Source organism: Chitinimonas sp. JJ19 (assembly GCF_036961565.1).
In the GTDB taxonomy this organism is placed as follows: domain Bacteria; phylum Pseudomonadota; class Gammaproteobacteria; order Burkholderiales; family Chitinimonadaceae; genus Chitinimonas.
Genome location: NZ_JBAMDD010000002.1, coordinates 157,277 through 180,309, shown reverse-complemented (window position 1 = coordinate 180,309; position 23,033 = coordinate 157,277). Strand labels below are relative to the sequence as shown.

Genomic DNA, 23,033 nt, shown 5'->3' with positions numbered 1-23,033 from the left:
GCTGGCTTCGCTGGCGCGCTATGATGTATTCATCATTTCTTCCGGAGGCCTTGGTTCATGTCTGCTCCCATCTATGATTTTGCCGCCAAACGACTGGACGGTACGCCTGAGAACCTGGACGCCTACAAGGGCAAGGTGCTGCTGATCGTCAATACCGCCAGCGAATGTGGTTTTACCCCTCAGTTCACGGGGCTGCAGTCTGTGTACGAGCAGTTCAAGGACAGGGGGTTTGAGGTGCTGGGTTTCCCCTGCAACCAGTTTGGTGGGCAGGAGCCTGGTGATGCCGAGCAGATAGGGGCGTTTTGCCAGAAAAACTTCGGGGTGGGCTTTCCCATGTTCGAGAAGATAGATGTCAATGGTGACGACACCCACCCGCTGTACAAATACCTCAAGACCTCGGCCAAGGGCTTGTTGGGCACCGAGGCTATCAAGTGGAACTTCACCAAGTTTCTGGTGGATCGCGAGGGCAAGGTGATAGATCGGTTTGCGCCATCGACCAAGCCCGAGGAGTTGGTCAGCAAGATAGAGGCATTGCTCTAAAGTGGGCCGCCGGCAAAACCTTCGCGGCAGAGGTGAGCCGGCTTACCATGCCCAGGTGCTGACTGCGCATGGGGGCCAGGTGGTAGCCGCTACAACAGATTTTGTTGAAGGGCTTGGACACGGGTTATCCGCAATCTTGCAAACTGCTTGCGAGGCCCGCTTGCGGATTGCCGGGCGGGGGCATTTCGGCTAGAATTCGCCCTGAAAATCACGGAATTATCAGAGGGAACGGGATAGGCACGCCTATCCCGTTTTCTTACGTCTAGAGCGCGTAATGCGTCCTGACAACCGCAATTCAGGAGTCGCCGGTGTCCCAACAACGTTCCAAAGCCTTGCTCGCCCTTGCCGATGGCACGCTCTTCCACGGCACGTCCATCGGTGCCGATGGCCATACGGTTGGTGAAGTGGTGTTCAACACCGCGCTGACCGGTTACCAGGAAATCCTTACCGATCCGTCTTATTGCAAGCAGATCGTCACGCTGACCTATCCGCATATTGGGAATGTGGGCGTGAATCGCGAGGATGCGGAATCGAATGGGGTATTTGCCGCCGGCCTGATCGTGCGCGATCTGCCCCTGCGTGCCTCCAACTTCCGCATGGAAGAGACACTGGACGCTTACCTGCGTCGCAACAACACGGTGGCGATTGCCGATATCGACACCCGCAAGCTGACCCGCATCCTGCGGGAAAAGGGCGCGCAGTCGGGCTGTATCATGGCGGGCGAGGTGGATGCGGACCGTGCCATCGAACTGGCCCGTGGCTTTGGTTCCATGGCCGGGCAGGATCTGGCGCGGGTGGTGAGCTGTACCGAGGCCTATCGCTGGGATACCCGTGAGTGGCAGTTGGGCATGGGCTACGCCGCCCAGGTCAATGCGCGCTTTCATGTGGTGGCCTACGATTTCGGCGTCAAGCACAATATCCTGCGCATGCTGGCCGAGCGTGGCTGCAGGCTGACCGTGGTGCCGGCCCAGACCTCGGCCGAGGATGTGCTCAAGCTCAATCCCGATGGCGTGTTCCTCAGCAATGGCCCTGGCGATCCGGAGCCTTGCGACTACGCGATTGCGGCCATCCGTACCTTCCTCGACAAGAAACTGCCGGTGTTTGGCATCTGCCTGGGTCACCAGTTGCTGGCGCTGGCCGCCGGTGGCAAGACCAGCAAGATGAAGTTTGGCCACCACGGTGCCAACCATCCGGTGCAGGATCTGGATGACCGTCGCGTGCTGATTACCAGCCAGAATCATGGCTTCCAGGCCGATGAGAGCACCCTGCCGGCCAATGTGCGCATTACCCATCGCTCGCTGTTTGACGGCACGGTACAGGGTATCGCCCTGACCGATCGCCCGGCCTTCAGCTTCCAGGGTCACCCCGAAGCCAGCCCAGGTCCGCACGACGTCGCCTACCTGTTCGATCGCTTTACCGCCGCCATGGCGCAACACAAGCAATAAGGACACGCCATGCCCAAGCGTACAGACATCAAATCCATCCTGATCATCGGTGCCGGCCCCATCGTCATCGGTCAGGCTTGTGAATTCGACTATTCCGGTGCTCAGGCCTGCAAGGCCCTGCGCGAAGAAGGCTACAAGGTCATCCTGGTCAACTCCAACCCGGCCACCATCATGACCGACCCGGAGATGGCCGATGTGACCTACATCGAACCCATTACCTGGGAGGTGGTCGCCAAGATCGTCGAAAAGGAACGTCCGGATGCCATCCTGCCCACCATGGGTGGCCAGACGGCGCTGAACTGTGCGCTGGATCTGTGGCGCAATGGCGTGCTGGACAAGTACAAGGTCGAGTTGATTGGAGCTACGCCCGAGGCCATCGACAAGGCGGAAGACCGTCAGAAATTCAAGCTGGCCATGGACAAGATCGGCCTGGGCTCGGCCCGTTCCGGTATTGCCCATACGCTGGACGAGGCCTTGGCAGTGCAATCCAAGCTGGGCTTCCCGGCCATTATCCGTCCCAGCTTTACCATGGGTGGTACGGGCGGCGGCATCGCCTACAATATCGAAGAGTTCATCGAGATCTGTACCCGGGGCCTCGATCTTTCCCCTACCCATGAGCTGCTGATCGAAGAGTCGCTGCTGGGCTGGAAAGAGTATGAGATGGAAGTCGTGCGCGACCGCAACGACAACTGCATCATTGTCTGCTCCATCGAGAACTTCGATCCCATGGGTGTGCATACCGGTGACTCCATCACCGTGGCACCGGCGCAGACGCTGACCGACAAGGAATACCAGATCATGCGTAACGCCTCCTTGGCGGTACTGCGTGAAATCGGTGTCGATACCGGTGGCTCCAATGTGCAGTTCTCGGTCAATCCCAAGGATGGCCGGCTGATCGTCATCGAGATGAATCCGCGCGTATCGCGTTCGTCTGCGCTGGCGTCCAAGGCAACCGGTTTCCCCATTGCCAAGGTGGCGGCCAAGCTGGCCGTGGGCTTTACCCTGGATGAGCTCAAGAACGACATTACCGGTGGCCTGACCCCGGCTTCGTTCGAGCCTTCCATCGACTACGTGGTCACCAAGATCCCGCGTTTCGCTTTCGAGAAGTTCCCTCAGGCCAATGATCGCCTGACCACCCAGATGAAGTCGGTGGGTGAGGTAATGGCCATAGGCCGTTCGCTGCAGGAATCCATGCAGAAGGCCTTGCGTGGCCTGGAGACCGGCTTGGCTGGCTTTGACGAGCGCACCACCGATGTGGACAAGCTGGCGGCTGAGCTGGGCGCGCCGGGGCCTGAGCGTATTCTCTATGTGGCGGACGCTTTCCGTCTGGGCATGAGCCTGGATGAGGTGTTCAGCCATACCAAGATCGACCCCTGGTTCCTGGCGCAGATCGAAGACCTGATCCTGGACGAGAAGGCCTTGGCCCAATGCAGCCTGGACAGCCTGGATGGCGCCGAACTGCGCCGCCTCAAGCGCAAGGGCTTCTCCGACCGCCGCCTGGCCATCCTGCTGGGTGCCGAAGCGGCTGCTGTGCGTGCGCGCCGCCATAGCTTTGGTGTGCGCCCTGTCTACAAGCGGGTGGATACCTGCGCGGCGGAATTTGCCACCAATACGGCCTATATGTACTCGACCTATGAGGAAGAGTGCGAGGCACAGCCGACCAATGCCAAGAAGATCATGGTACTGGGTGGTGGGCCCAACCGCATCGGCCAGGGTATCGAGTTCGATTACTGCTGCGTGCATGCCGCCCTGGCGCTGCGCGATGATGGCTACGAGACCATCATGGTCAACTGCAACCCGGAAACCGTGTCTACGGATTACGATACCTCGGACCGCCTGTACTTCGAGCCGCTGACGCTGGAAGACGTGCTGGAAATCGTACATGTGGAAAAGCCGGCTGGCGTGATCGTGCAGTATGGTGGCCAGACGCCGCTGAAGTTGGCGCGGGCGCTGGAAGCCAATGGCGTGCCCATCGTCGGCACCAGCCCGGACATGATAGATGCCGCCGAGGACCGTGAGCGCTTTCAGAAGCTGCTGCACGACCTGGGCCTGAAGCAGCCGCCCAATGCAACAGCCCGCAACGAGAAGGATGCGCTGGTGCTGGCCGCTGAAATCGGCTACCCGCTGGTGGTACGCCCCTCCTATGTGCTGGGTGGCCGTGCCATGCAGATCGTCCATAGCGAGGATGACCTGACGCGCTATATGCGTGAGGCGGTAAAGGTCTCCAATGACAGCCCGGTGCTGCTGGATCGCTTCCTCAACGATGCCATCGAAGTGGATGTGGATGCCATCAGCGACGGCCAGGCTGTGGTGATAGGCGGCATCATGGAGCATATCGAGCAGGCTGGTGTGCACTCGGGCGACTCGGCCTGTTCGCTGCCACCCTATTCGCTCAGCCAGGAGATGCAGGACGAGCTGCGTCGCCAGACTGTTGCCATGGCGCGCGCCCTGAATGTGATCGGCCTGATGAACGTGCAGTTTGCCATCCAGGGCGAGACGGTTTTTGTGCTGGAAGTGAACCCACGGGCATCGCGTACCGTGCCTTATGTGTCCAAGGCTACCAGCCGGCCGCTGGCCAAGATCGCTGCTCGTTGCATGGTGGGGCAGACGCTGGAAGCACAGGGCGTGCACGGCGAGGTGATCCCGCCGTATTATTCGGTCAAGGAAGCCGTCTTCCCCTTCATCAAGTTCCCCGGTGTGGATAGCATACTCGGGCCGGAAATGAAGTCGACCGGCGAGGTCATGGGTGTGGGCGATACGTTCGCGGAAGCCTATGTGAAATCACAGCTGGGTGCCGGTGAAAAGCTGCCGACCTCGGGCCGGGTGTTCCTGTCGGTACGCGATGCCGACAAGCCGCAGCTGGCTGAGATGGGCCGTATGCTGGTGGACGCCGGGCTGGAGCTGGTGGCGACCCGTGGTACCGCTGCCGTGTTGCATGCTGCTGGTATTCCGGTGCAGGAAGTGAACAAGGTCAAGGAAGGTCGCCCCCATATCGTGGACATGATCAAGAACGGCGAAATTGCCCTGATCGTGAATACGGTTGACGAGCGACGTGCCTCGATTCAGGATTCCTATTCCATACGCTTTGAGGCACTCAAGGGCCGCGTGCCTATCTACACCACGGTGGCAGGTGGCCGTGCTGCGGCCTATGGCATCAAGCACATGCGGGAATGGACTGTCTATTCGGTGCAGGGTCTGCACGAGCGTCTCAAGACGGCCTGATCTGTCATATTGTTAGCCGGCCGCCGCGCCTGGGCGCGGCGGCTCTGTTTTTGTCCCGATGGCGTTGCCATCGGGTTTGTTTTTAGCACCCGGCCAGAAAGGTGGCCGGCACGGAGAAGCACGAAATGATCAAGGTACCTCTTACCGTTTTGGGCGCGGAATTGCTCAGGGCCGAGTTGCAGCAGCTGAAGAGCGTTGAGCGCCCTTCGGTGATTGCCGCCATTGCTGAAGCACGCTCGCATGGCGATCTGTCGGAAAACGCCGAATACGATGCGGCCAAGGAGCGGCAGGGCTTTGTGGAAGGACGTATTGCTGATCTGGAAGGCAAGTTGTCCAATGCCGTGATCATCAACCCGGCCGAGATCGATGCCGAAGGTCGTATCGTATTTGGTACCACCGTGGATCTGGAAGACCTGGAATCCGGCGACAATGTGACCTACCAGATCGTGGGTGACGACGAGGCAGACATCAAGCTGGGCAAGATTTCCGTTTCCAGCCCCATCGCCCGCGCCCTGATCGGCAAGTCGGCCGGTGATGTGGCCGAGGTGCAGGCGCCTGGCGGTATCCGCGAGTATGAAGTGCTGGACGTGAAGTACATCTGATCCGGCTCACCGGCTCCCACGAAAGGTAGCGATGCAAACGTTTCCGAATGCGCTGCGTTCCATCCTGACGGTGTTCTGGATAGGTGGGCTGTGGGTCATAGGCCTGCTGGTGGGGCCCTTGCTGTTTCAGCAGCTGGACAACAACCTGGCCTATCGCATGGTGGCGGTGATGTTCCGCGCCATGGCCTGGGTCGGCATCGTGGCGGGTATCTATATCGTCTTCCACATACTGTGGGATGAGGGCCTGCGGGCTTTCCAGACGCTGGAATTCTGGTTGATCCTGGGCATGCTGATACTGACCCTGGTGAATCATTTTGCGGTGTTTCCGGTGATCTCCGAGGTCAAGCCGCAAATGCACACCGCCGCTGAGGGCGTGTTCGGCGGGGGCTTCCAGAGCTGGCAAACCATCTCCAGCCTGATCTACCTGATACAAAGCGTGCTGGGACTTGTCTATGTAACGCGCGGCGCTGTCAAGTAGGGGTTGTCGCATTCTGGCGACGACATATAGCATAATTTCCAGTTTTTTCTGACGCTATCATCAGTAGGCGCTAATCTACTCCCCTGCATCCGTAAAAATCCAAGCGCGGAGCTATCAGGGGAGTTGTAAGCAATGTCCAGTCCAAATCTGCTGGCGGTGTACGCCCGCACGCCTACTGGTGATAGCGAGCTTGCTGCACCAGCCAATGGTCTTAGTATCAACCAGCGCAAGTTCCTGCAGTGGAGCGATGGTCAGCTGTCTGTCGCCGAAATGGCCGAGCGCATGGCTGCCGGTCACTCGGTGGATACCGCCCAGGTTGTCCGTGATATGGAGCGCCTGGAAAAACTGGGGCTGCTCAAACCCCTGGGGGCCGGTATCAATGTGGCGTCGGCTGCCGCAGCGCCTGCGGCCAGCGGCGGCAAGAAAAAACTGCCCTGGTGGCTGGCGGGTGCCGGTGCCGTGGCGGTAGTCGGTAGCCTGGTAGCCTTTTCCCAGCAATCGCCCCAGCCGGTGGCACAGCAGCGTGCCGCCGATGGCACGCCGGTTGCCCAGCTGGCACCAGAAGAAACCGAACAGCAGATATTTGGCGTGATGCCCAACCCGGCGCGCTGGTTTTCGCCTGGCCCCAAGCCGGCGCCAGAAGAGATCAAGCCGACCGCATTGCCGGTCAAGCCCGTCGAACCCAAGCTGGCGGCAGCACCGCTGCCCAAGCCTGTGGCGCTGCAGCCTGTAGCCGCCGCCCCACAGGCCGCGCCGACCGCAGCTGCGGTCCCTCCGGTAGCGCCTGCCCCGGTACCGCTGGCCGTAGACCCTACACCCAAGGCTGAGCCTGCGCCGTCGGTGCAGGTGGCAAGTGCCCAGCCCATGCTGGCCAAACCGGAGCCGCCTGCGCCGAACCGCAAGCCTATCTACCGCGAGCAGCCGGAGTTTCCGGTTGAGGCGGCACGTAATGGCGTGGACGGTGGCAGTGTCAGGGCGCGTATGACCGTCAATGAAACGGGCAAGGTGGTGAAGGTCGATATCCTGGACGCCAAGCCACGCCGGGTTTTTGATCGTGCCGTGGTGGCTGCGCTGAGCAAGTGGAAGTTCCAGCAGGCTGCTGCTGGCTTTACGGTGGATACGGACGTGGTATTCAAGCAGGACTGATCGTTGCCCGGTGCTTTGCGCCAATGCCAAAACAAGAAGCCGGCGTAAGCCGGCTTCTTGTTTGTGGGCGGTAGTGCTACAGACTTACTTGGCCTTGATCCGGGTGGCAGGCTTGCCCTTGCTGTTGGCCATCTTGCCGGCGCGGCCGGTAGCCACCGTAGGCTTGGCAGCCGCCTTCTTGCTGGTGGCTTCCAGCGCCTTGGCGCTGGGTTGCTTCTGACCGGGCTTGGGCAGCTGAATCTTTGGTTTGCCTTCCTGAGTAGGGCGGTACAATACCAATAGTTTGCCGATGTGTTGCACGGGGGCACAGCCCAGCACCGAGCATATCTCGGCATACCAGGTCTCGCGTGCTTCGCGATCGTCACCCTGTACGCGAACCTTGATCAGTTCATGGGCGTCGAGGTTGAGCGCGATTTCACGCATGACTGCATCGGTCAGGCCATTATTGCCTATCATCACTACCGGATTAAGGCCGTGGGCTTGAGCGCGCAGGTACAGGCGCTCGTCTCTGCTCAGTTCCATTCATGTAACTCCGCGAAAAAGCGACGAATTCTAGCTGAATCCTCTTCGGAACGTAGCGACTATTAGATAGCGTGGCAAGAAGATTCCGGAATGTTTCAATAATAGGCAGCAAAGTTTATGACAAGAAGCAAAACCAGCAAGGCGTGGTTGCAGGAGCACGTCAACGATCAATATGTGCAAAGGGCACAGAAGGATGGCTATCGTGCGCGGGCTGCCTACAAGCTGTTGGAGATAGATGAGAAGGACAAATTGCTCAAGCCCGGCCTGTGGGTGGCGGATCTGGGTGCGGCACCCGGCAGTTGGTCGCAGGTGGCACGCCGGCGTATGGGCGACCATGGTCGCGTGTTTGCGCTGGATATCCTGCCCATGGACCCCTTGCATGGGGTGGAGTTCATCCAGGGCGATTTTCGCGAAGACGCGGTGCTGAAGCAGTTCACCGAATTGCTGGGCGGTCGTCTGGTAGACCTTGTGATCTGCGATATCGCCCCCAATATGAGCGGTATGGCGGTGACAGACCAGGCCCGCAGTTTCTATCTTTGTGAGCTGGCATTGGAATTTTGCCGCGATTGGTTGAAACCTGGCGGCCATTTTCTGGTCAAGACCTTCCAGGGCTCGGGTTACACCGAGTACATGCAAGCCATGCGCGCTACCTTTCAGACGGTGGTAACGCGCAAGCCGGACGCCTCGCGCGACCGTTCTACAGAAATCTACCTGTTGGGTAGGGGAAAAAAGCCCTGACGGGCTGGCCCCTTGCCGATAGAATCCGTATGTAATGATGGCCGCTGCCGGCGTGGCCGTTTCGAAATCGCCGGTAAATAGGAGCGTCCCGTGAATAATCTGGGCAAGAATATCGCAATCTGGGTGATCATCGGTCTGGTGCTGATGACTGTGTTCAACCAGTTCTCCAAGGGCCAGGAACAGAAAACCCAGGTCCCTTACTCGCAGTTCATGAGCGAGGTGCAGGAAGGCCGCATTGCCAGCATCGAGATCGAGGGCGATCTGCTGCGTGGCCAGTGGATACGTGGCAAGCGCAACGATGGCACCAGTTTCTCCAGCTTTGCGCCATTTGACTTCCGCCTGGTCGACACCCTGATCAAGCACAACGTCAAGTTCGGCGGCAAGCCGCAGGACGAGCCCAGCCTGCTGATGAGCATCTTCATCAACTGGTTCCCCATGCTGTTGCTGATCGGTGTCTGGATATTCTTCATGCGCCAGATGCAGGGTGGCGGCAAGGGTGGGGCTTTCAGCTTCGGCAAGAGCCGTGCCCGTATGCTGGACGAAACCAACAACCCCATCACTTTCGCTGATGTGGCCGGTTGCGATGAAGCCAAGGAAGAGGTCACCGAGATCGTCGACTTCCTGCGCGACCCCAGCAAGTTCCAGAAGCTGGGAGGTCGCATTCCGCGCGGCATCCTGATGGTGGGCTCGCCCGGTACCGGTAAGACCCTGCTGGCTCGCGCCATTGCTGGCGAGGCCAAGGTGCCGTTCTTCAGCATCTCCGGTTCGGATTTCGTGGAAATGTTTGTCGGTGTTGGTGCCGCCCGTGTCCGCGACATGTTTGAAAACGCCAAGAAGAACGCGCCCTGCATCATCTTTATCGATGAAATCGATGCGGTGGGTCGCCAGCGTGGGGCGGGTCTCGGCGGTGGCAATGACGAGCGTGAGCAGACACTCAACCAGATGCTGGTGGAGATGGATGGCTTTGAGGGCAATTCCGGCGTGATCGTGATTGCCGCGACCAACCGACCCGATGTGCTGGACCCGGCGCTGTTGCGCCCCGGCCGTTTCGATCGCCAGGTGGTGGTGCCGCTGCCCGATATCCGTGGCCGTGAGCAGATACTGGCCGTACATATGCGCAAGGTGCCTATTGCCAGCGATGTGGATGCTGCCGTGCTGGCCCGTGGTACCCCGGGCATGTCGGGTGCCGATCTGGCCAACCTGGTGAACGAGGCGGCATTGTTTGCTGCCCGTGGCAACAAGCGCCTGGTGGACATGAATGACTTCGAGCAGGCCAAGGACAAGATATTCATGGGGCCGGAGCGCCGCTCCATGGTAATGACCGAGGACGAGAAGCGTGCCACGGCCTACCATGAGTCGGGCCATGCGGTGGTTGCCAAGCTGCTGCCGGGTACCGACCCGGTACACAAGGTCACCATTGTGCCGCGTGGTCGTGCCTTGGGCTTGACCTGGCAGTTGCCTGAGCGCGATGCTATCTCGCTGTACAAGGACCAGATGCTGAGCCGCCTGGCTATTCTGTTTGGTGGCCGTATCGCCGAGGATTTGTTCGTGGGCCGTATCTCCACCGGGGCGTCCAACGACTTTGAGCGTGCCACCAGCATTGCCCGCGACATGGTTACCCGTTATGGCATGTCGGACAAGCTGGGCCCCATGGTCTATGGTGAAAACGAGGGGGAGGTGTTCCTCGGCCGCTCGGTGACTACCCACAAGAATCTGTCGGAAACCACCATGCAGCAGGTGGATTCGGAAATCCGCCGCATCATCGACGAGCAGTACGCGCTGGCGCAGCGCCTGCTGGAAGAAAACCGCGACAAGGTCGAGGCCATGACGGCAGCCCTGATGGAATGGGAAACCGTTGATGCCGAGCAGGTGGAGGACATCATGCAGGGCAAGCCACCGCGCCCGCCCCGGCCTTCGGCGGGCAGCAAGCCGCCGGCAGGCGACAGCCCTAGCGGTTCGGCCCCCCAGCCAACCACGACGCCCGCACAAGAACTCTAATACCAAGCAAATACAACAGCGGGCATGTCCCGCTGTTGTGCTTTCTGCCATGTCCACACTGCTCCACGCCGGACGCTTCCGGCTTACCCTGAACCGCCCCTTGGTCATGGGCATCGTTAATGTGACGCCTGACTCCTTCTCGGATGGTGGACGCTACGACACCTTGCCTGCCGCCTTGGCGCACGCCCGGCAATTGCTGGATGAGGGGGCGGATATCCTGGATATCGGGGGGGAATCCACCCGCCCAGGGGCGCCCCAGGTTGGCGTGGAGGCGGAGCTTGCGCGAGTGCTGCCGGTACTGCACGAGCTGGTGCAATGGCAGGTGCCACTTTCCATCGATACCCGCAAGACCGAGGTGATGCGTGCGGCGCTGGCGCTGGGGGTGGATATGGTCAACGATATCGCCGCGCTGGAGGCACCCGGTGCGCTGGCAGCGGTGGTCGACAGCGCCGCTGCAGTCTGTTTGATGCACAAGCAGGGCGAACCGCAAAGCATGCAGGCCGAGCCGCAATACCAGGATGTGGTGCAGGAAGTCAGCGACTACTTGCGTCAGCGCAGGGCGTTGGCGCTGGCAGCAGGCATGGCGCCCGAGCGTATCGTGCTGGACCCCGGTTTTGGCTTTGGCAAGACGCTGGACCACAATATTGCGCTGTTCCAGGCCCTGCCAACATTGGTGGGGCTGGGTAGCCCGCTGTTGGTGGGGGTGTCGCGCAAGTCCATGCTGGGCAAGCTACTGGGCGACAAGCCGGCCGATCAGCGCGATGCGGCCAGTGTTGCGGCGGCGCTGCTGGCCGCCCAGGTAGGCGCAGCTGTCTTGCGGGTACACGCAGTACGCGATACGGTGGATGCGCTAACGATAGCGGCGGCGCTGGCGCCCAACCCTGGCGCCCAACCATAAACCATGCCATGACGAACATGGCGGACCAAAGCAGGGAGTGAGCATGAGCAGGAAATACTTCGGCACGGATGGCGTGCGTGGCCGCGTGGGTGACTACCCGATTACCCCGGACTTTGCCATGCGGCTGGGCTATGCGGCCGGTAAGGTGCTATCTGCCCGCCGGGGCGGTGGTATCCATGCTGCGGTGCTGATAGGCAAGGACACCCGGATATCGGGTTATATGCTGGAGTCTGCGCTGCAGGCGGGCCTGTCGGCTGCCGGCGTGGATGTACATCTGACGGGGCCCTTGACTACCCCGGGCGTAGCTTACCTGACCCGCGCCCTGCGCCTTTCGGCCGGCGTGGTGATCTCGGCCTCGCACAACCCCTTCGAGGACAATGGGATCAAGTTCTTTGGTGAAGGCGGGCTCAAGCTAGACGATGCGGTGGAGCTGGAGATCGAGGCTGAGCTGGACAGGCCGCTCAACTGCGTGGCGGCTGACCAACTGGGCAAGGCGTGGCGGGTAGTGGATGCGGCAGGTCGCTACATTGAATTCTGCAAGAGCACCTTTCCCAATGACTACGACCTGCGCGGAGTCAGGATCGTGGTCGATTGCGCCCATGGCGCCGGCTACCAGATTGCGCCGCATGTGTTCGATGAGCTGGGCGCGGATGTCATTGCCATGGGCAACCAGCCCAACGGCCTCAATATCAACGAGGGCGTGGGGGCTACCGAGCCGGAGGCCATGCGCCAACGGGTGCTGGCCGAGAAAGCCGATTTCGGCATTGCCCTGGATGGTGATGGTGACCGTCTGATGATGGCAGACAGCGAGGGGCGCCTCTACGACGGCGACCAGCTGCTCTATGTGATGGCACGCTTCCGCCAGGAGCAGCAGCTGCTGCAGGGGGGCGCCGTCGGGACGCTGATGTCCAACCTGGGGCTGGAGCATGCGCTGGCACGGCTGGATATCCCGTTTGCCCGGGCCAAGGTGGGTGACCGCTATGTGCTGGAAGTGTTGAAGGAAAAAGGCTGGCAACTGGGTGGTGAGAATTCCGGCCACCTGCTGTGCCTGGACAAGCACAGCACCGGGGATGGCATAGTCTCTGCCCTGCAGGTGTTGGCTGCTGTGCGGCTGTCGGGCCGCAGTCTGGCGGAGTTCTGTGCCGATCTGACGATCTATCCGCAGATACTGCGCAATGTGAAGATACAAAAAGGCTTTGATTTCCGCGACAGCCTTACCATACAGGCTGCACTGGTCGAGGCGGAGTGTGAGTTGTCGGGTCGGGGCAGGGTGTTGCTGCGTCCTTCGGGTACTGAGCCGGTGCTACGGGTGATGGTAGAGGCTGATGATATGGCGCTGACCGAGCGCTGGGCGGAGCGCTTGTCTGAAGTGGTGGCTCAGGCTGCCTTATAGCGTGGTGCGCGGTAGCTAAATCAAAAGGCGACGGTTGCAACCGTCGCCTTTTGTTTGGCAGGGAGGGCGCAAGGCGCCCTCTGCGGCATACGGCCTAGCCGAATTTGCCGGTGATGTAGTCTTCTGTTTCCTTACGCGCCGGCTTGGTGAATATCTGGTCGGTGCCACCCACTTCGACCAGCTCGCCCAGGTACATATAGGCGGTGATATCCGAGACCCGAGCGGCCTGCTGCATATTGTGGGTCACCATGGCGATGGTGTAGTCCTGCTTGAGCTCGTGCACCAGCTCCTCGATATGGGCGGTGGAGATGGGGTCCAGCGCCGAGGTAGGTTCATCCAGTAGAAGCACTTCGGGCTTGACGGCCACGGCGCGAGCGATACAGAGGCGCTGCTGCTGACCGCCGGACAGGCCCAGGCCCGATTGCCGCAGCTTGTCCTTGACCTCGTTCCACAGCGCAGCCTTTTGCAGCGCCCATTCCACCCGGTCGTCCATCTCGGCGCGGCTCAGCTTTTCGTAGAGCTTCACGCCAAAGGCGATGTTGTCGTAGATGGACATGGGGAAGGGGGTGGGCTTCTGGAACACCATGCCGACCTTGGCACGCAACATGTTCAGATCGGTCTGGCTGTTCAGCACATTCTCGCCATTCAGCAGGATTTCCCCCTCGGCGCGGAGCTTGGGGTAGAGATCGTACATGCGATTGAAGGTGCGCAGCAGGGTGGACTTGCCGCAGCCGGAAGGGCCGATGAAGGCGGTGACTTTCTTCTCGGGGATGTCGAGATGGATGTTCTTCAGCGCATGGAAGTTGCCGTAGTAGAAGTTCAAGCTACGGACAGCCAATTTGGGCGTGGAGGAGGTCGCGGTCATGGTGTTGGACTTTCTTGCAATGTCATCAGTCGGCCGGCTTAGGCTTGGTCTTTCTTGAGCAGCACGCGGGCAATAATATTGAGCGCCAGTACTGCCAGGGTCACGATCAGGGCCGCAGCCCAGGCCAGCTTGATCCAGTTGTCGTGCGGGCTCATGGCAAAGCGGAAGATCACCACCGGCAGGTTGGCCATCGGTGCGTTCATGTCGGCGCTGAAGAACTGGTTGTTAAGCGCGGTGAACAGCAGTGGCGCGGTCTCGCCGGAGATGCGCGACACGGCCAGCAGGATGCCGGTGAGCACGCCGGCCTTGGAGGCGCGCAGGGTGACGGCAGTCACCACCTTCCAGCGCGGTGCGCCCAAGGCATAGGCGGCCTCGCGCATGCTGTGTGGCACCAGCCGCAGCATGTTTTCGGTGGTGCGCAGTACCACAGGTATCACCAGCAGGGCCAGGGCAAAGCTGCCGGCCCAGGCGGAGAAGTGGCCCACATGCTGCACATAGGCAATCCATACAAACAGACCGATCACAATGGATGGGGCTGACAGTAGGATGTCGTTGATGAAGCGGGCTGTTGGGGCCAGCCAGCCACGCTGGCCGTACTCTGCCAGGTAGATGCCGGCCATGATGCCTATCGGTGTGCCGATGGCGGTGCCGCCGGCTGCCATCATAAGGCTGCCGAAGATGGCATTGCGCAGGCCGCCGCCTTCGCTATCGGGCGCTGGAGTATCGTGCAGGAATACATCCAGATTGATGGCGGACAAGCCATTGCTGAACAGGGTAAAGAGTATCCACGACAGCCAGAACAGACCGAACAGCATGGTCAGGGTGGACATGGTGAGATTGAAGCCGTTGATGAGGCGACGGCGCAGGTAGAGTGACTGGTTCATATCTAGTATCCCCGTGCTCAGCTATGGCTGCCATCGCCCTTTTGCAGGCGCAGCAACAGCAGTTTGGAGCAGGACAGCACCACGAAGGTGATGAGGAAGAGTATCAGGCCCATCTCGATCAGCGCGCCGTAGTGGAGTGCCGCGCTGGCTTCGGCGAACTCGTTGGCCAGGATGGAGGCGATGGAGTTGCCGGGGTGGAATAGCGACTCGATGGCGTCGTAGGAGTTGCCAATGACGAAGGTGACGGCCATGGTTTCGCCTAGCGCCCGTCCCAATCCCAGCATGATGCCGCCGATGACGCCGCTACGGGTGTAGGGCAACACCACGTTCCACACTACCTCCCAGGTCGTGGCGCCCAGGCCATAAGCCGATTCCTTCAGCATGGCGGGGACGATCTCGAATACGTCGCGCATTACCGATGCAATATAGGGAATGATCATGATGGCCAGGATCAAGCCGGCCGTGAACATGCCTATGCCGAACGGTGGGCCGTCAAACAGCTTGCCGATAAGCGGAATGCCGGCCGTGGCTTCGGTCAGCCAGGGTTGTATGGGTGGTATGGTGAACAGTACAGTCTCGCCCAGCTTGATGGGCAGGCCATCCATCAGGATGGGGGCGACGACGAAGAGGCCCCAGATGCCGTAAATGATGGAGGGGATGCCCGCCAGCAGTTCGATGGCGATGCCCAGCGGGCGACGGAGCCAGGCGGGTGCCAGTTCGGTCAGGAACAGGGCAATGCCGAAGCTCACCGGCACGGCGATCAGCAGTGCGATGAAGGAGGTGATCAGGGTGCCCTGGATGGGCCGCCAGGCACCAAAGTCCTCGGCAACCGGATCCCAGGATGAGGAAAAGATGAACTTGTAGCCGAAGTGGGTAATGGAATCCCAGCTGCCATGCACCAGCGACAATATGATGCCGGTCAGCAGCGCCAGAACCAGGAAGGCTGCGCCACGGGTCAGATTGAAAAATACGGCATCAGCCAGTTGGAAGCGCGGTGGTCGGGCTTTTTCGGGCATGGGCATCTCGCGTTGTTACGAACAAAGCGGCAGGCATTGATGAACGTCATCAATCCCTGCCGTGGCTTGCGATTCCGCACCCAGGGATGCGGAAAGGGCGCTGAGTTTACTTCAGAACGATGGTTCCGGCTGTGTCGGTCATCTGCTTCCAGGAGGCCTTGATCTGGGCAACGACTTCATCCGGCATGGGGATGTAGTCCAGATCCAGGGCCATCTTGTCGGCTTCGGCGCTATAGGCCCAGTCAAAGAACTTCAGCACTTCCTGGGCGTTGGCAACCTTGTCCTGCTTCTTGTGCATCAGCACAAAGGTGGCGCCGACGATGGGCCAGGAATTCTTGCCGGGCTCATTGGTGAGGATTTCGTAGAAGCCAGGGGCGTTCTTCCAGTCTGCATAGGCGGCGGCAGCCTTGAACGACTCTTCGCTCGGGTGTACGTAGGCGCCATCCTTGTTCTGCAGGGCAACGTGGCTCAGCTTGTTCTTCTTGGCATAGGCGTACTCCACGTAGCCTATGGCGCCCTTGAGGCGCTGGACGTAGGCTGCCACCCCTTCATTGCCCTTGCCGCCAATACCGGCGGGCCAGGCCACGGCCGTGCCTTCACCGACCTTGGATTTCCAATCCGGGCTGACCTTGGACAGGTAGTTGGTGAAGATAAAGGTGGTGCCCGAACCATCTGCACGGCGGACGATGTTGATGGCCAGGGCTGGCAGGGTGACGCCCTTGTTCAGTGCGACGATGGCGGGGTCGTTCCAGGACTTGACCTTACCCAGGTAGATATCTGCCAAGACGGCCGGGGTCAGCTTGACCTGGCCGGCGGCAATGCCGGGCAGGTTGTAAACCGGTACTACGCCACCCATGACGGTGGGGAACTGCTGCAGGCCATGCTTGCTCAGCTCTTCGGGCTTCATCGGGGCGTCGGAGGCGCCAAAGTCTACGGTCTTGGCCTGTATCTGCTTGATACCACCGCCTGAACCGATGGACTGGTAGTTGAGGCCGTTGCCGGTCTTCTGCTTATAGACCTCGGCCCACTTGGAGTACAGTGGATACGGGAAGCTGGCACCGGCACCGGTGATGTCGGCAGCGTGGGCAACACCCAGGCTCATGATGGCGATGGCGACCATTTTGCGGCCAAGGGACTGGTACATGGTGACTCTCCGTTTGATTTGACTGTTCCGATAGTGCGGTAACTCGCGAAGCCGGCGGCTGGGTGAGGCCCTGTACTGCTACCTAGGCTCTGCAAACGGAAGTGATGATAATCATCGTATATTTCAGCCACATTACAACTTTTGCGGCGGGGTGGGCGATGTCGCGCCGGTTTGACGCGCTACCGGGCAGCCCTGTAGAATGCGCGGCCTTTGCTGGGTGTGGATAGGTACCGATGATGCGCAAGCAGGTGGTCGGCAACTGGAAGATGAATGGCTCGGCTGCTGTGATGGGCGAGGTCCTTGATCAGTTGTCTGTGGAGCGCTTTTCCGCCGACGTGTCGGTTTGCGTGCCGGCACCTTATCTGTCTGCTGCGGTGGATAGGTTGGCCGCATCGCCCATCCGGGTGGGGGCGCAGAATGTCAGTGAGTATGGTGATGGTGCCTACACTGGCGAGGTGTCTGCCCGCATGCTTAAGGATGTGGGCTGCAGTCTGGCGATTGTGGGTCACTCGGAGCGCCGTCGGTATTTTGCCGAGACGGATGCTGCGGTGATTACCAAGCTGGCGCGGCTGCTGGAGGTGGGCCTGTTTGGCGTATTCTGCGTGGGCGAGACCCTGGCGGAGCGCGATTCGGGCGGGGCTGAGGCAAGAATAGAATCGCAACTCGCGCAACTGCATACGTTGATGGCGCGGGGGGCGGGTCCGGAGCGGTTTTGCGTGGCTTACGAGCCGGTCTGGGCGATAGGTACGGGGCGGGCTGCTTCGAATGAGCAGATTTCGTCCATGCATGAGTTTATCAAGCGCTGCCTGGGTCCCGCGTATGCGGTGCTTTATGGTGGTAGTGTCAAGGCAAGCAATGCTGCTGACATCATGGCTCTGACGGCTGTGGATGGTGTGTTGGTGGGTGGTGCTTCGCTGGATGCAAGAGAATTCGGCGCGATATGTCGCGCTGCGGGTTGAGAGGGTATGGAAGACTTACATTTGTGGAAAAGCCTGATCCAGGTTGTCAATTTGTTGGCGGCTGTGGGCGTTATCGTGCTGGTGTTGCTGCAGCAGGGTAAGGGTGCTGATGCGGGTGCGGCTTTTGGTACTGGCTCTGCGGGTAGTTTGTTTGGCTCCAGTGGTTCGGCAAATTTCCTGAGTAGGGCTACCAAATACTGTGCTATAATCTTTTTCGCTTCTTTGATTGGTTTGGTTTTGATTGAATCCAAGCCGATGGGCAAGGCGGATGCAGGTGTGATGTCGACTGTGGTGGGTGATAAGCCTGCTGCCGACAAGCAGGCTGCGCCGGCTGCTCCAGCGCAAGACAGCAAGCAGGGTAGTATCCCGAACTGATTGTTGTTCAAAAAAGCTGTTCAAAAAATTTGGTCCGCTGCCGACATGGTGAAATTGGTAGACACGCTATCTTGAGGGGGTAGTGGCGCAAGCTGTGTGAGTTCGAGTCTCACTGTCGGCACCAAATTCAAAAATCCATGGTTAACCGTCTATTGTGGTTGCCATGGTGTCAATGGAAGCTAGACTTCCATCACGTCTAATAAACTTGTAAACCGTACCTGGGAGCTTCCATGCTCGAGAACTACTTCCCGGTCCTGCTATTCATGGTGGTGGGTCTGCTGGTTGGTGTTGCCCCTATGGCGCTGGGCAAGGTGGTTGGCCTGCTGCTGGGCACCAATCGTCCTGACTCGGAAAAGCTCTCTCCCTACGAATGCGGCTTTGAGGCGTTCGAGGATGCGCGCATGCAGTTTGATGTGCGTTACTACCTCGTGGCCATCCTGTTTATCCTGTTTGATCTTGAAGTGGCCTTCCTGCTGCCTTGGGCGGCTGTCATCAAGGAAATCGGCTTTCCCGGTTTCCTGGCGATGATGGTATTCCTCGGTATTCTGGTGGTTGGCTTCATCTATGAGTGGATGAAAGGTGCGCTGGAATGGGAGTAGCCGAGAATCCCGTCACCCAAGGGGTGATGGAAAAGGGCTTCGTGACGACCACGGTGGACACGGTGGTCAATTGGACGCGTACCGGCTCGCTCTGGCCCATGACCTTTGGTCTGGCCTGTTGCGCGGTTGAGATGATGCATGCGGGCGCGGCCCGTTATGACCTTGACCGTTTTGGTATCGTGTTCCGGCCCAGTCCGCGTCAGTCCGACCTGATGATTGTTGCGGGCACCCTCTGCAACAAGATGGCACCTGCCTTGCGCAAGGTGTACGACCAGATGCCTGAGCCCCGCTGGGTGCTCTCCATGGGCTCGTGCGCCAACGGTGGTGGCTATTATCACTATTCCTATTCCGTGGTGCGTGGTTGCGATCGCATAGTGCCGGTCGATGTCTACGTGCCGGGCTGTCCGCCGACAGCTGAGGCCTTGCTTTATGGCCTGATACAGCTCCAGAACAAGATCAAGCGCACCAATACCATCGCGCGTTAACCAAGATACGCATCATGGCGACCAAACTCGAAGCGCTGCAACAATCGCTGCAAACGGCCTTGGGTGACAAGGCCGTTTCCTTGACAGAGGCACTGGGTGAACTGACCCTGGTAGTCAAGGTGGCCGACTGGCCGGCGATTGCCCGTACCCTGTGTGATCATGAATCGCTGCAGCTCAAGAGCTGTATCGATCTTTGTGGTCTGGACTACAGCACCTATAAGGAGGGTGGCTGGGATGGCGCACGCTTTGCTGTCGTCTACCATCTGCTGTCGCTGGTGCATAACGTGCGCCTGCGCGTCCGCGTCTTTTGTGGCGACGACGAGCTGCCGGTGATGCCTTCCATGATTGATGTCTGGCCTGGCCTCAACTGGTTTGAGCGCGAAGCGTTCGACCTGTACGGCATCGTCTTCACCGGCCATCCGGACCTGCGCCGCATTCTGACTGACTATGGTTTCGTCGGTCATCCCTTCCGCAAGGATTTCCCCCTGTCCGGTCACGTCGAGATGCGCTACGACCCGACCCAGGGGCGGGTGATCTACCAGCCTGTGACCATCGAGCCGCGCGAAATCACGCCGCGCATCATCCGCGAGGAGAACTACGGTGGCTGAGATCAAGAACTACACGCTGAACTTCGGTCCCCAGCATCCTGCCGCGCACGGCGTGTTGCGCCTGGTGCTAGAGCTGGATGGTGAAGTGGTGCAGCGTGCCGACCCGCATATCGGCCTGCTCCATCGCGCTACCGAGAAGTTGGCCGAACACAAGACTTTCATCCAGTCGGTGCCGTATATGGACCGTCTGGACTATGTGTCCATGATGTGCAACGAGCACGCCTATGTCATGGCCATAGAGAAGCTGATGGGCATAGAGGTGCCTATCCGTGCCCAGTATATCCGCGTCATGTTCGACGAGATCACGCGTGTGCTTAACCACCTGATGTGGATAGGCGCGCACGGTCTGGATTGTGGCGCCATGACGGTGTTCCTGTATGCGTTCCGCGAGCGGGAAGACCTGATGGATTGCTATGAGGCGGTGTCTGGCGCCCGTATGCATGCGGCCTATTACCGCCCCGGTGGCGTGTATCGCGATCTGCCCGAGACCATGCCGCAGTACCAGGCATCCAAGGTGCGCAACGCGGCGGCCATCAAGCGGTTGAACGAAAACCGCCAGGGTTCGCTGCTGGATTTCATCGAGGACTTCACTCGGCGTTTCCCCACCTATGTGGATGAATACGAGACCCTGTTGACCGACAACCGTATCTGGAAGCAGCGTACGGTAGGTATCGGCGTGGTGTCGCCTGAGCGTGCCGTGCAACTGGGCCTGACCGGCGCCATGCTGCGTGGCTCCGGCGTGGAATGGGACCTGCGCAAGAAGCAGCCCTATGAGGTCTACGACAAGCTTGATTTTGATATTCCGGTGGGTGTCAACGGCGATTGCTACGACCGTTACCTGTGCCGTGTCGAGGAAATGCGTCAGTCCAACCGCATCATCAAGCAGTGCGTGGACTGGTTGCGTAAGCATCCTGGCCCGGTCATCACCGACAACCATAAGGTGGCGCCGCCCAGCCGTGTCGACATGAAGTCGAACATGGAAGAGCTGATCCACCACTTCAAGCTGTTTACCGAGGGCATGCATGTGCCTGAGGGCGAAGCCTATGCTGCAGTCGAGCATCCCAAGGGGGAGTTCGGCATTTATCTGGTGTCGGATGGGGCCAACAAGCCCTACCGTCTGAAGATACGCGCACCAGGTTTCGTGCACTTGTCCGCGCTCGACGAAATGGCGCGCGGCCATATGATTTCGGATGTCGTGGCCATTATTGGTACGCAGGACATCGTGTTTGGGGAGATAGACCGATGATGTTGACGCCGGAATCCCTCGCGCAGATAGATCGCGAAGTGGCCAAGTATCCCGCCGACCAGAAGCGTTCCGCAACGATGTCCGCCCTGCGCATCGCCCAGGTGGAAAAAGGTTGGTTGTCGTCCGATACCATCAAGTTCGTGGCCGAATACCTGGGTATAGCGCCCATGGCCGCCCACGAAGTGGCGACCTTCTACAACATGTATGACCGTGCCCCGGTGGGCAAGTACAAGATCACCGTCTGTACCAACCTGCCGTGCGCGCTGTCTGGTGGTGTCGATGCCGGTGAGTACCTGCAGAAGAAGTTGGGTATCCACTTCAACGAAACTACCGCGGATGGCAAGTTCACGCTCAAGGAAGGCGAGTGCATGGGTGCATGCGGCTACGCCCCGGTGCTGCTCGTGAACAACCACACCATGTGCAACCATATGACGCCAGATGCGATTGATCGCAAACTGGCCGAACTCAACTAAGGCCGGGGACGAAGCGTATGACCGTTTACGTCAAAGGCGTTGTATTCGACGGCGTCGATTTTGATGATCCGAACTCCTGGAACATCGATGCCTACATCCAGCGCGGCGGCTATGCCGCTCTGAAGAAGATCATTGCCGAGGGCATCACCCAGGATGCCATCATCGCCGAACTGAAGACCTCGTCCCTGCGTGGGCGCGGTGGTGCGGGCTTCCCTACCGGCCTGAAGTGGTCCTTTATGCCGCGCAGCTTTCCGGGTCAGAAGTACCTGGTCTGCAATACCGACGAGGGCGAGCCGGGTACGTTCAAGGATCTCGACATCATCGTCAACAATCCGCATGCGCTGATTGAGGGGATGATCATAGGCGGTTACGCCATGGGCATTACCGTCGGTTACAACTATATCCACGGTGAAGTGTTCGAGGCCTATCAGCGCTTCGAGGCTGCCTTGGAAGAAGCACGTCGCGCCGGCTTCCTGGGCGACAATATCCTGGGCAGCGAGTTCTGCTTCCAGTTGCACGGCCACCATGGCTATGGCGCCTATATCTGTGGCGAGGAAACTGCCTTGCTGGAGTCGCTGGAGGGCAAGAAGGGCCAGCCGCGCTTCAAGCCGCCGTTCCCGGCCAGTTATGGCTTGTATGGCAAGCCCACCACGATCAACAACACCGAGACCTTTGCCTCGGTGCCCTATATCGTGCGTGAAGGTGGTCAGAAGTTCCTGGAGCTGGGCAAGCCCAATAATGGCGGAACCAAGCTGTTCTCCATTTCTGGCCATGTCAATCGCCCCGGCAACTATGAGATCCCGCTGGGTACGCCGTTCGCCGACCTGCTGGAAATGGCTGGCGGCATGCGTGGTGGCAAGAAGATCAAGGCTGTGATACCGGGCGGTTCGTCTGCGCCCGTACTGCCTGGTCATATCATGATGGAAACCACCATGGACTACGATGCCATTGCCAAGGCCGGCTCCATGCTGGGCTCGGGCGCGGTCATCGTGATGGACGAAACCGTCTGCATGGTCAAGGCGCTGCGTCGCCTGTCCTATTTTTACTATGAAGAATCCTGCGGTCAGTGCACCCCGTGCCGCGAAGGTACGGGTTGGCTCTACCGTGTGGTGGATCGCATCGAGCGCGGCCTGGGCCGCCCGGAAGACCTTGATCTGCTTGAATCGGTGGGCAAGAACATCGCGGGCCGCACCATCTGTGCCCTGGGTGATGCTGCCGTGATGCCGGTACAAGGCATGCTCAAGCACTTCCGCGATGAGTTCCTGCACCACATCGAACACAAGAAGTGCTTAGTGCCGGGCTTTTGATCGCCCACGACGTGGCGGCCTGAAGCTTGGGCCGCTCGCCTGCAGTCTGTGAAATAACCGGCATCCGCCAGCTAGAAACGAAAGTTCGGG

At 59.8% G+C, this 23,033-nt stretch carries 23 protein-coding genes and 1 tRNA gene; 19 read left to right on the top strand and 5 right to left on the bottom strand.

Annotated features, from left to right (window positions below):
- Positions 1 to 57: 57 nt before the first annotated feature.
- The 6 genes from V7714_RS03260 (at position 58) to V7714_RS03235 (ending at position 7,433) form a co-directional block, all read left to right on the top strand.
- Entirely contained in the window at positions 58 to 540 is a 483-nt protein-coding gene (locus tag V7714_RS03260) for a glutathione peroxidase (protein ID WP_290332158.1), read from the top strand.
- Positions 541 to 848: 308 nt separating this feature from the next.
- The gene (gene carA, locus V7714_RS03255) at positions 849 to 1,985 is read left to right on the top strand and encodes a glutamine-hydrolyzing carbamoyl-phosphate synthase small subunit (protein ID WP_335388072.1); all 1,137 of its coding nucleotides are present in this window, start codon (positions 849 to 851) and stop codon (positions 1,983 to 1,985) included.
- A 9-nt stretch (positions 1,986 to 1,994) separates the two neighbouring features.
- Entirely contained in the window at positions 1,995 to 5,207 is a 3,213-nt protein-coding gene (gene carB, locus V7714_RS03250) for a carbamoyl-phosphate synthase large subunit (protein ID WP_335388070.1), read from the top strand.
- Between the two features lie 125 nt (positions 5,208 to 5,332).
- Entirely contained in the window at positions 5,333 to 5,809 is a 477-nt protein-coding gene (greA, locus tag V7714_RS03245) for a transcription elongation factor GreA (protein ID WP_284194712.1), read from the top strand.
- 31 nt (positions 5,810 to 5,840) lie between these two features.
- The gene (locus V7714_RS03240) at positions 5,841 to 6,287 is read left to right on the top strand and encodes a DUF4149 domain-containing protein (protein WP_284194711.1); all 447 of its coding nucleotides are present in this window, start codon (positions 5,841 to 5,843) and stop codon (positions 6,285 to 6,287) included.
- 132 nt (positions 6,288 to 6,419) lie between these two features.
- On the top strand, positions 6,420 to 7,433 hold the full coding sequence (locus tag V7714_RS03235) for a TonB family protein (RefSeq protein WP_335388068.1): 1,014 nt from the start codon (positions 6,420 to 6,422) through the stop codon (positions 7,431 to 7,433).
- Between the two features lie 84 nt (positions 7,434 to 7,517).
- Here the strand turns inward: V7714_RS03235 and V7714_RS03230 are convergent, their stop codons facing one another.
- Entirely contained in the window at positions 7,518 to 7,955 is a 438-nt protein-coding gene (locus tag V7714_RS03230; protein ID WP_335388066.1) for a YhbY family RNA-binding protein, read from the bottom strand.
- 117 nt (positions 7,956 to 8,072) lie between these two features.
- Between V7714_RS03230 and rlmE the strand changes: the two genes are divergently transcribed.
- The 4 genes from rlmE (at position 8,073) to glmM (ending at position 12,982) form a co-directional block, all read left to right on the top strand.
- Entirely contained in the window at positions 8,073 to 8,693 is a 621-nt protein-coding gene (gene rlmE, locus V7714_RS03225; RefSeq protein ID WP_284194708.1) for a 23S rRNA (uridine(2552)-2'-O)-methyltransferase RlmE, read from the top strand.
- 90 nt (positions 8,694 to 8,783) lie between these two features.
- Positions 8,784 to 10,691, top strand: coding sequence for an ATP-dependent zinc metalloprotease FtsH (ftsH, locus tag V7714_RS03220; RefSeq protein ID WP_335388063.1), 1,908 nt, complete (start codon positions 8,784 to 8,786; stop codon positions 10,689 to 10,691).
- A 49-nt stretch (positions 10,692 to 10,740) separates the two neighbouring features.
- Positions 10,741 to 11,589 carry a dihydropteroate synthase gene (folP, locus tag V7714_RS03215; RefSeq protein WP_335388060.1) on the top strand — a complete coding sequence of 283 codons (849 nt, stop codon included), beginning with the start codon at positions 10,741 to 10,743 and terminating at the stop codon, positions 11,587 to 11,589.
- Positions 11,590 to 11,632: 43 nt separating this feature from the next.
- The gene (glmM, locus tag V7714_RS03210; protein ID WP_335388058.1) at positions 11,633 to 12,982 is read left to right on the top strand and encodes a phosphoglucosamine mutase; all 1,350 of its coding nucleotides are present in this window, start codon (positions 11,633 to 11,635) and stop codon (positions 12,980 to 12,982) included.
- Between the two features lie 94 nt (positions 12,983 to 13,076).
- Here glmM and pstB read toward each other — a convergent pair whose 3' ends face one another.
- The 4 genes from pstB to pstS form a co-directional block, all read right to left on the bottom strand.
- The gene (pstB, locus tag V7714_RS03205) at positions 13,077 to 13,847 is read right to left on the bottom strand and encodes a phosphate ABC transporter ATP-binding protein PstB (RefSeq protein ID WP_284194705.1); all 771 of its coding nucleotides are present in this window, start codon (positions 13,845 to 13,847) and stop codon (positions 13,077 to 13,079) included.
- 38 nt (positions 13,848 to 13,885) lie between these two features.
- Entirely contained in the window at positions 13,886 to 14,731 is an 846-nt protein-coding gene (pstA, locus tag V7714_RS03200; RefSeq protein ID WP_284194704.1) for a phosphate ABC transporter permease PstA, read from the bottom strand.
- 17 nt (positions 14,732 to 14,748) lie between these two features.
- Positions 14,749 to 15,747 (bottom strand): phosphate ABC transporter permease subunit PstC, encoded by a 999-nt coding sequence (gene pstC, locus V7714_RS03195; RefSeq protein WP_335388055.1) that lies wholly within the window; start codon positions 15,745 to 15,747, stop codon positions 14,749 to 14,751.
- Positions 15,748 to 15,853: 106 nt separating this feature from the next.
- Entirely contained in the window at positions 15,854 to 16,891 is a 1,038-nt protein-coding gene (gene pstS, locus V7714_RS03190) for a phosphate ABC transporter substrate-binding protein PstS (RefSeq protein WP_335388051.1), read from the bottom strand.
- Positions 16,892 to 17,124: 233 nt separating this feature from the next.
- Here pstS and tpiA point away from each other — a divergent pair, with 233 nt between their 5' ends.
- The 9 genes from tpiA to nuoF all read left to right on the top strand — a co-directional run bounded on the left by tpiA (position 17,125) and on the right by nuoF (position 22,943).
- Positions 17,125 to 17,850 (top strand): triose-phosphate isomerase, encoded by a 726-nt coding sequence (gene tpiA, locus V7714_RS03185; RefSeq protein WP_335388048.1) that lies wholly within the window; start codon positions 17,125 to 17,127, stop codon positions 17,848 to 17,850.
- Positions 17,851 to 17,856: 6 nt separating this feature from the next.
- Positions 17,857 to 18,225 carry a preprotein translocase subunit SecG gene (secG, locus tag V7714_RS03180; RefSeq protein ID WP_335388045.1) on the top strand — a complete coding sequence of 123 codons (369 nt, stop codon included), beginning with the start codon at positions 17,857 to 17,859 and terminating at the stop codon, positions 18,223 to 18,225.
- Between the two features lie 39 nt (positions 18,226 to 18,264).
- Positions 18,265 to 18,349: transfer RNA gene (locus V7714_RS03175), tRNA-Leu, on the top strand.
- Positions 18,350 to 18,455: 106 nt separating this feature from the next.
- Positions 18,456 to 18,824 (top strand): NADH-quinone oxidoreductase subunit A, encoded by a 369-nt coding sequence (locus tag V7714_RS03170; RefSeq protein WP_284194699.1) that lies wholly within the window; start codon positions 18,456 to 18,458, stop codon positions 18,822 to 18,824.
- A complete protein-coding gene (locus V7714_RS03165; protein ID WP_284194698.1) occupies positions 18,815 to 19,309 on the top strand; it encodes a NuoB/complex I 20 kDa subunit family protein in 495 nt (164 codons plus the stop codon). The genes V7714_RS03170 and V7714_RS03165 overlap by 10 nt, the downstream gene beginning before the upstream one ends.
- A gap of 14 nt (positions 19,310 to 19,323) precedes the next feature.
- Positions 19,324 to 19,917, top strand: coding sequence for an NADH-quinone oxidoreductase subunit C (locus tag V7714_RS03160; protein ID WP_335388042.1), 594 nt, complete (start codon positions 19,324 to 19,326; stop codon positions 19,915 to 19,917).
- Positions 19,910 to 21,163 carry an NADH-quinone oxidoreductase subunit D gene (locus tag V7714_RS03155; RefSeq protein WP_335388039.1) on the top strand — a complete coding sequence of 418 codons (1,254 nt, stop codon included), beginning with the start codon at positions 19,910 to 19,912 and terminating at the stop codon, positions 21,161 to 21,163. Before V7714_RS03160 ends, V7714_RS03155 begins: the two co-directional genes overlap by 8 nt.
- Entirely contained in the window at positions 21,163 to 21,636 is a 474-nt protein-coding gene (gene nuoE / locus V7714_RS03150) for an NADH-quinone oxidoreductase subunit NuoE (protein ID WP_335708644.1), read from the top strand. Before V7714_RS03155 ends, nuoE begins: the two co-directional genes overlap by 1 nt.
- Before the next feature lie 17 nt (positions 21,637 to 21,653).
- Positions 21,654 to 22,943: an NADH-quinone oxidoreductase subunit NuoF gene (gene nuoF / locus V7714_RS03145; RefSeq protein ID WP_335388037.1), complete on the top strand. Its 1,290-nt coding sequence runs from the start codon at positions 21,654 to 21,656 to the stop codon at positions 22,941 to 22,943.
- Positions 22,944 to 23,033 lie beyond the last annotated feature (90 nt).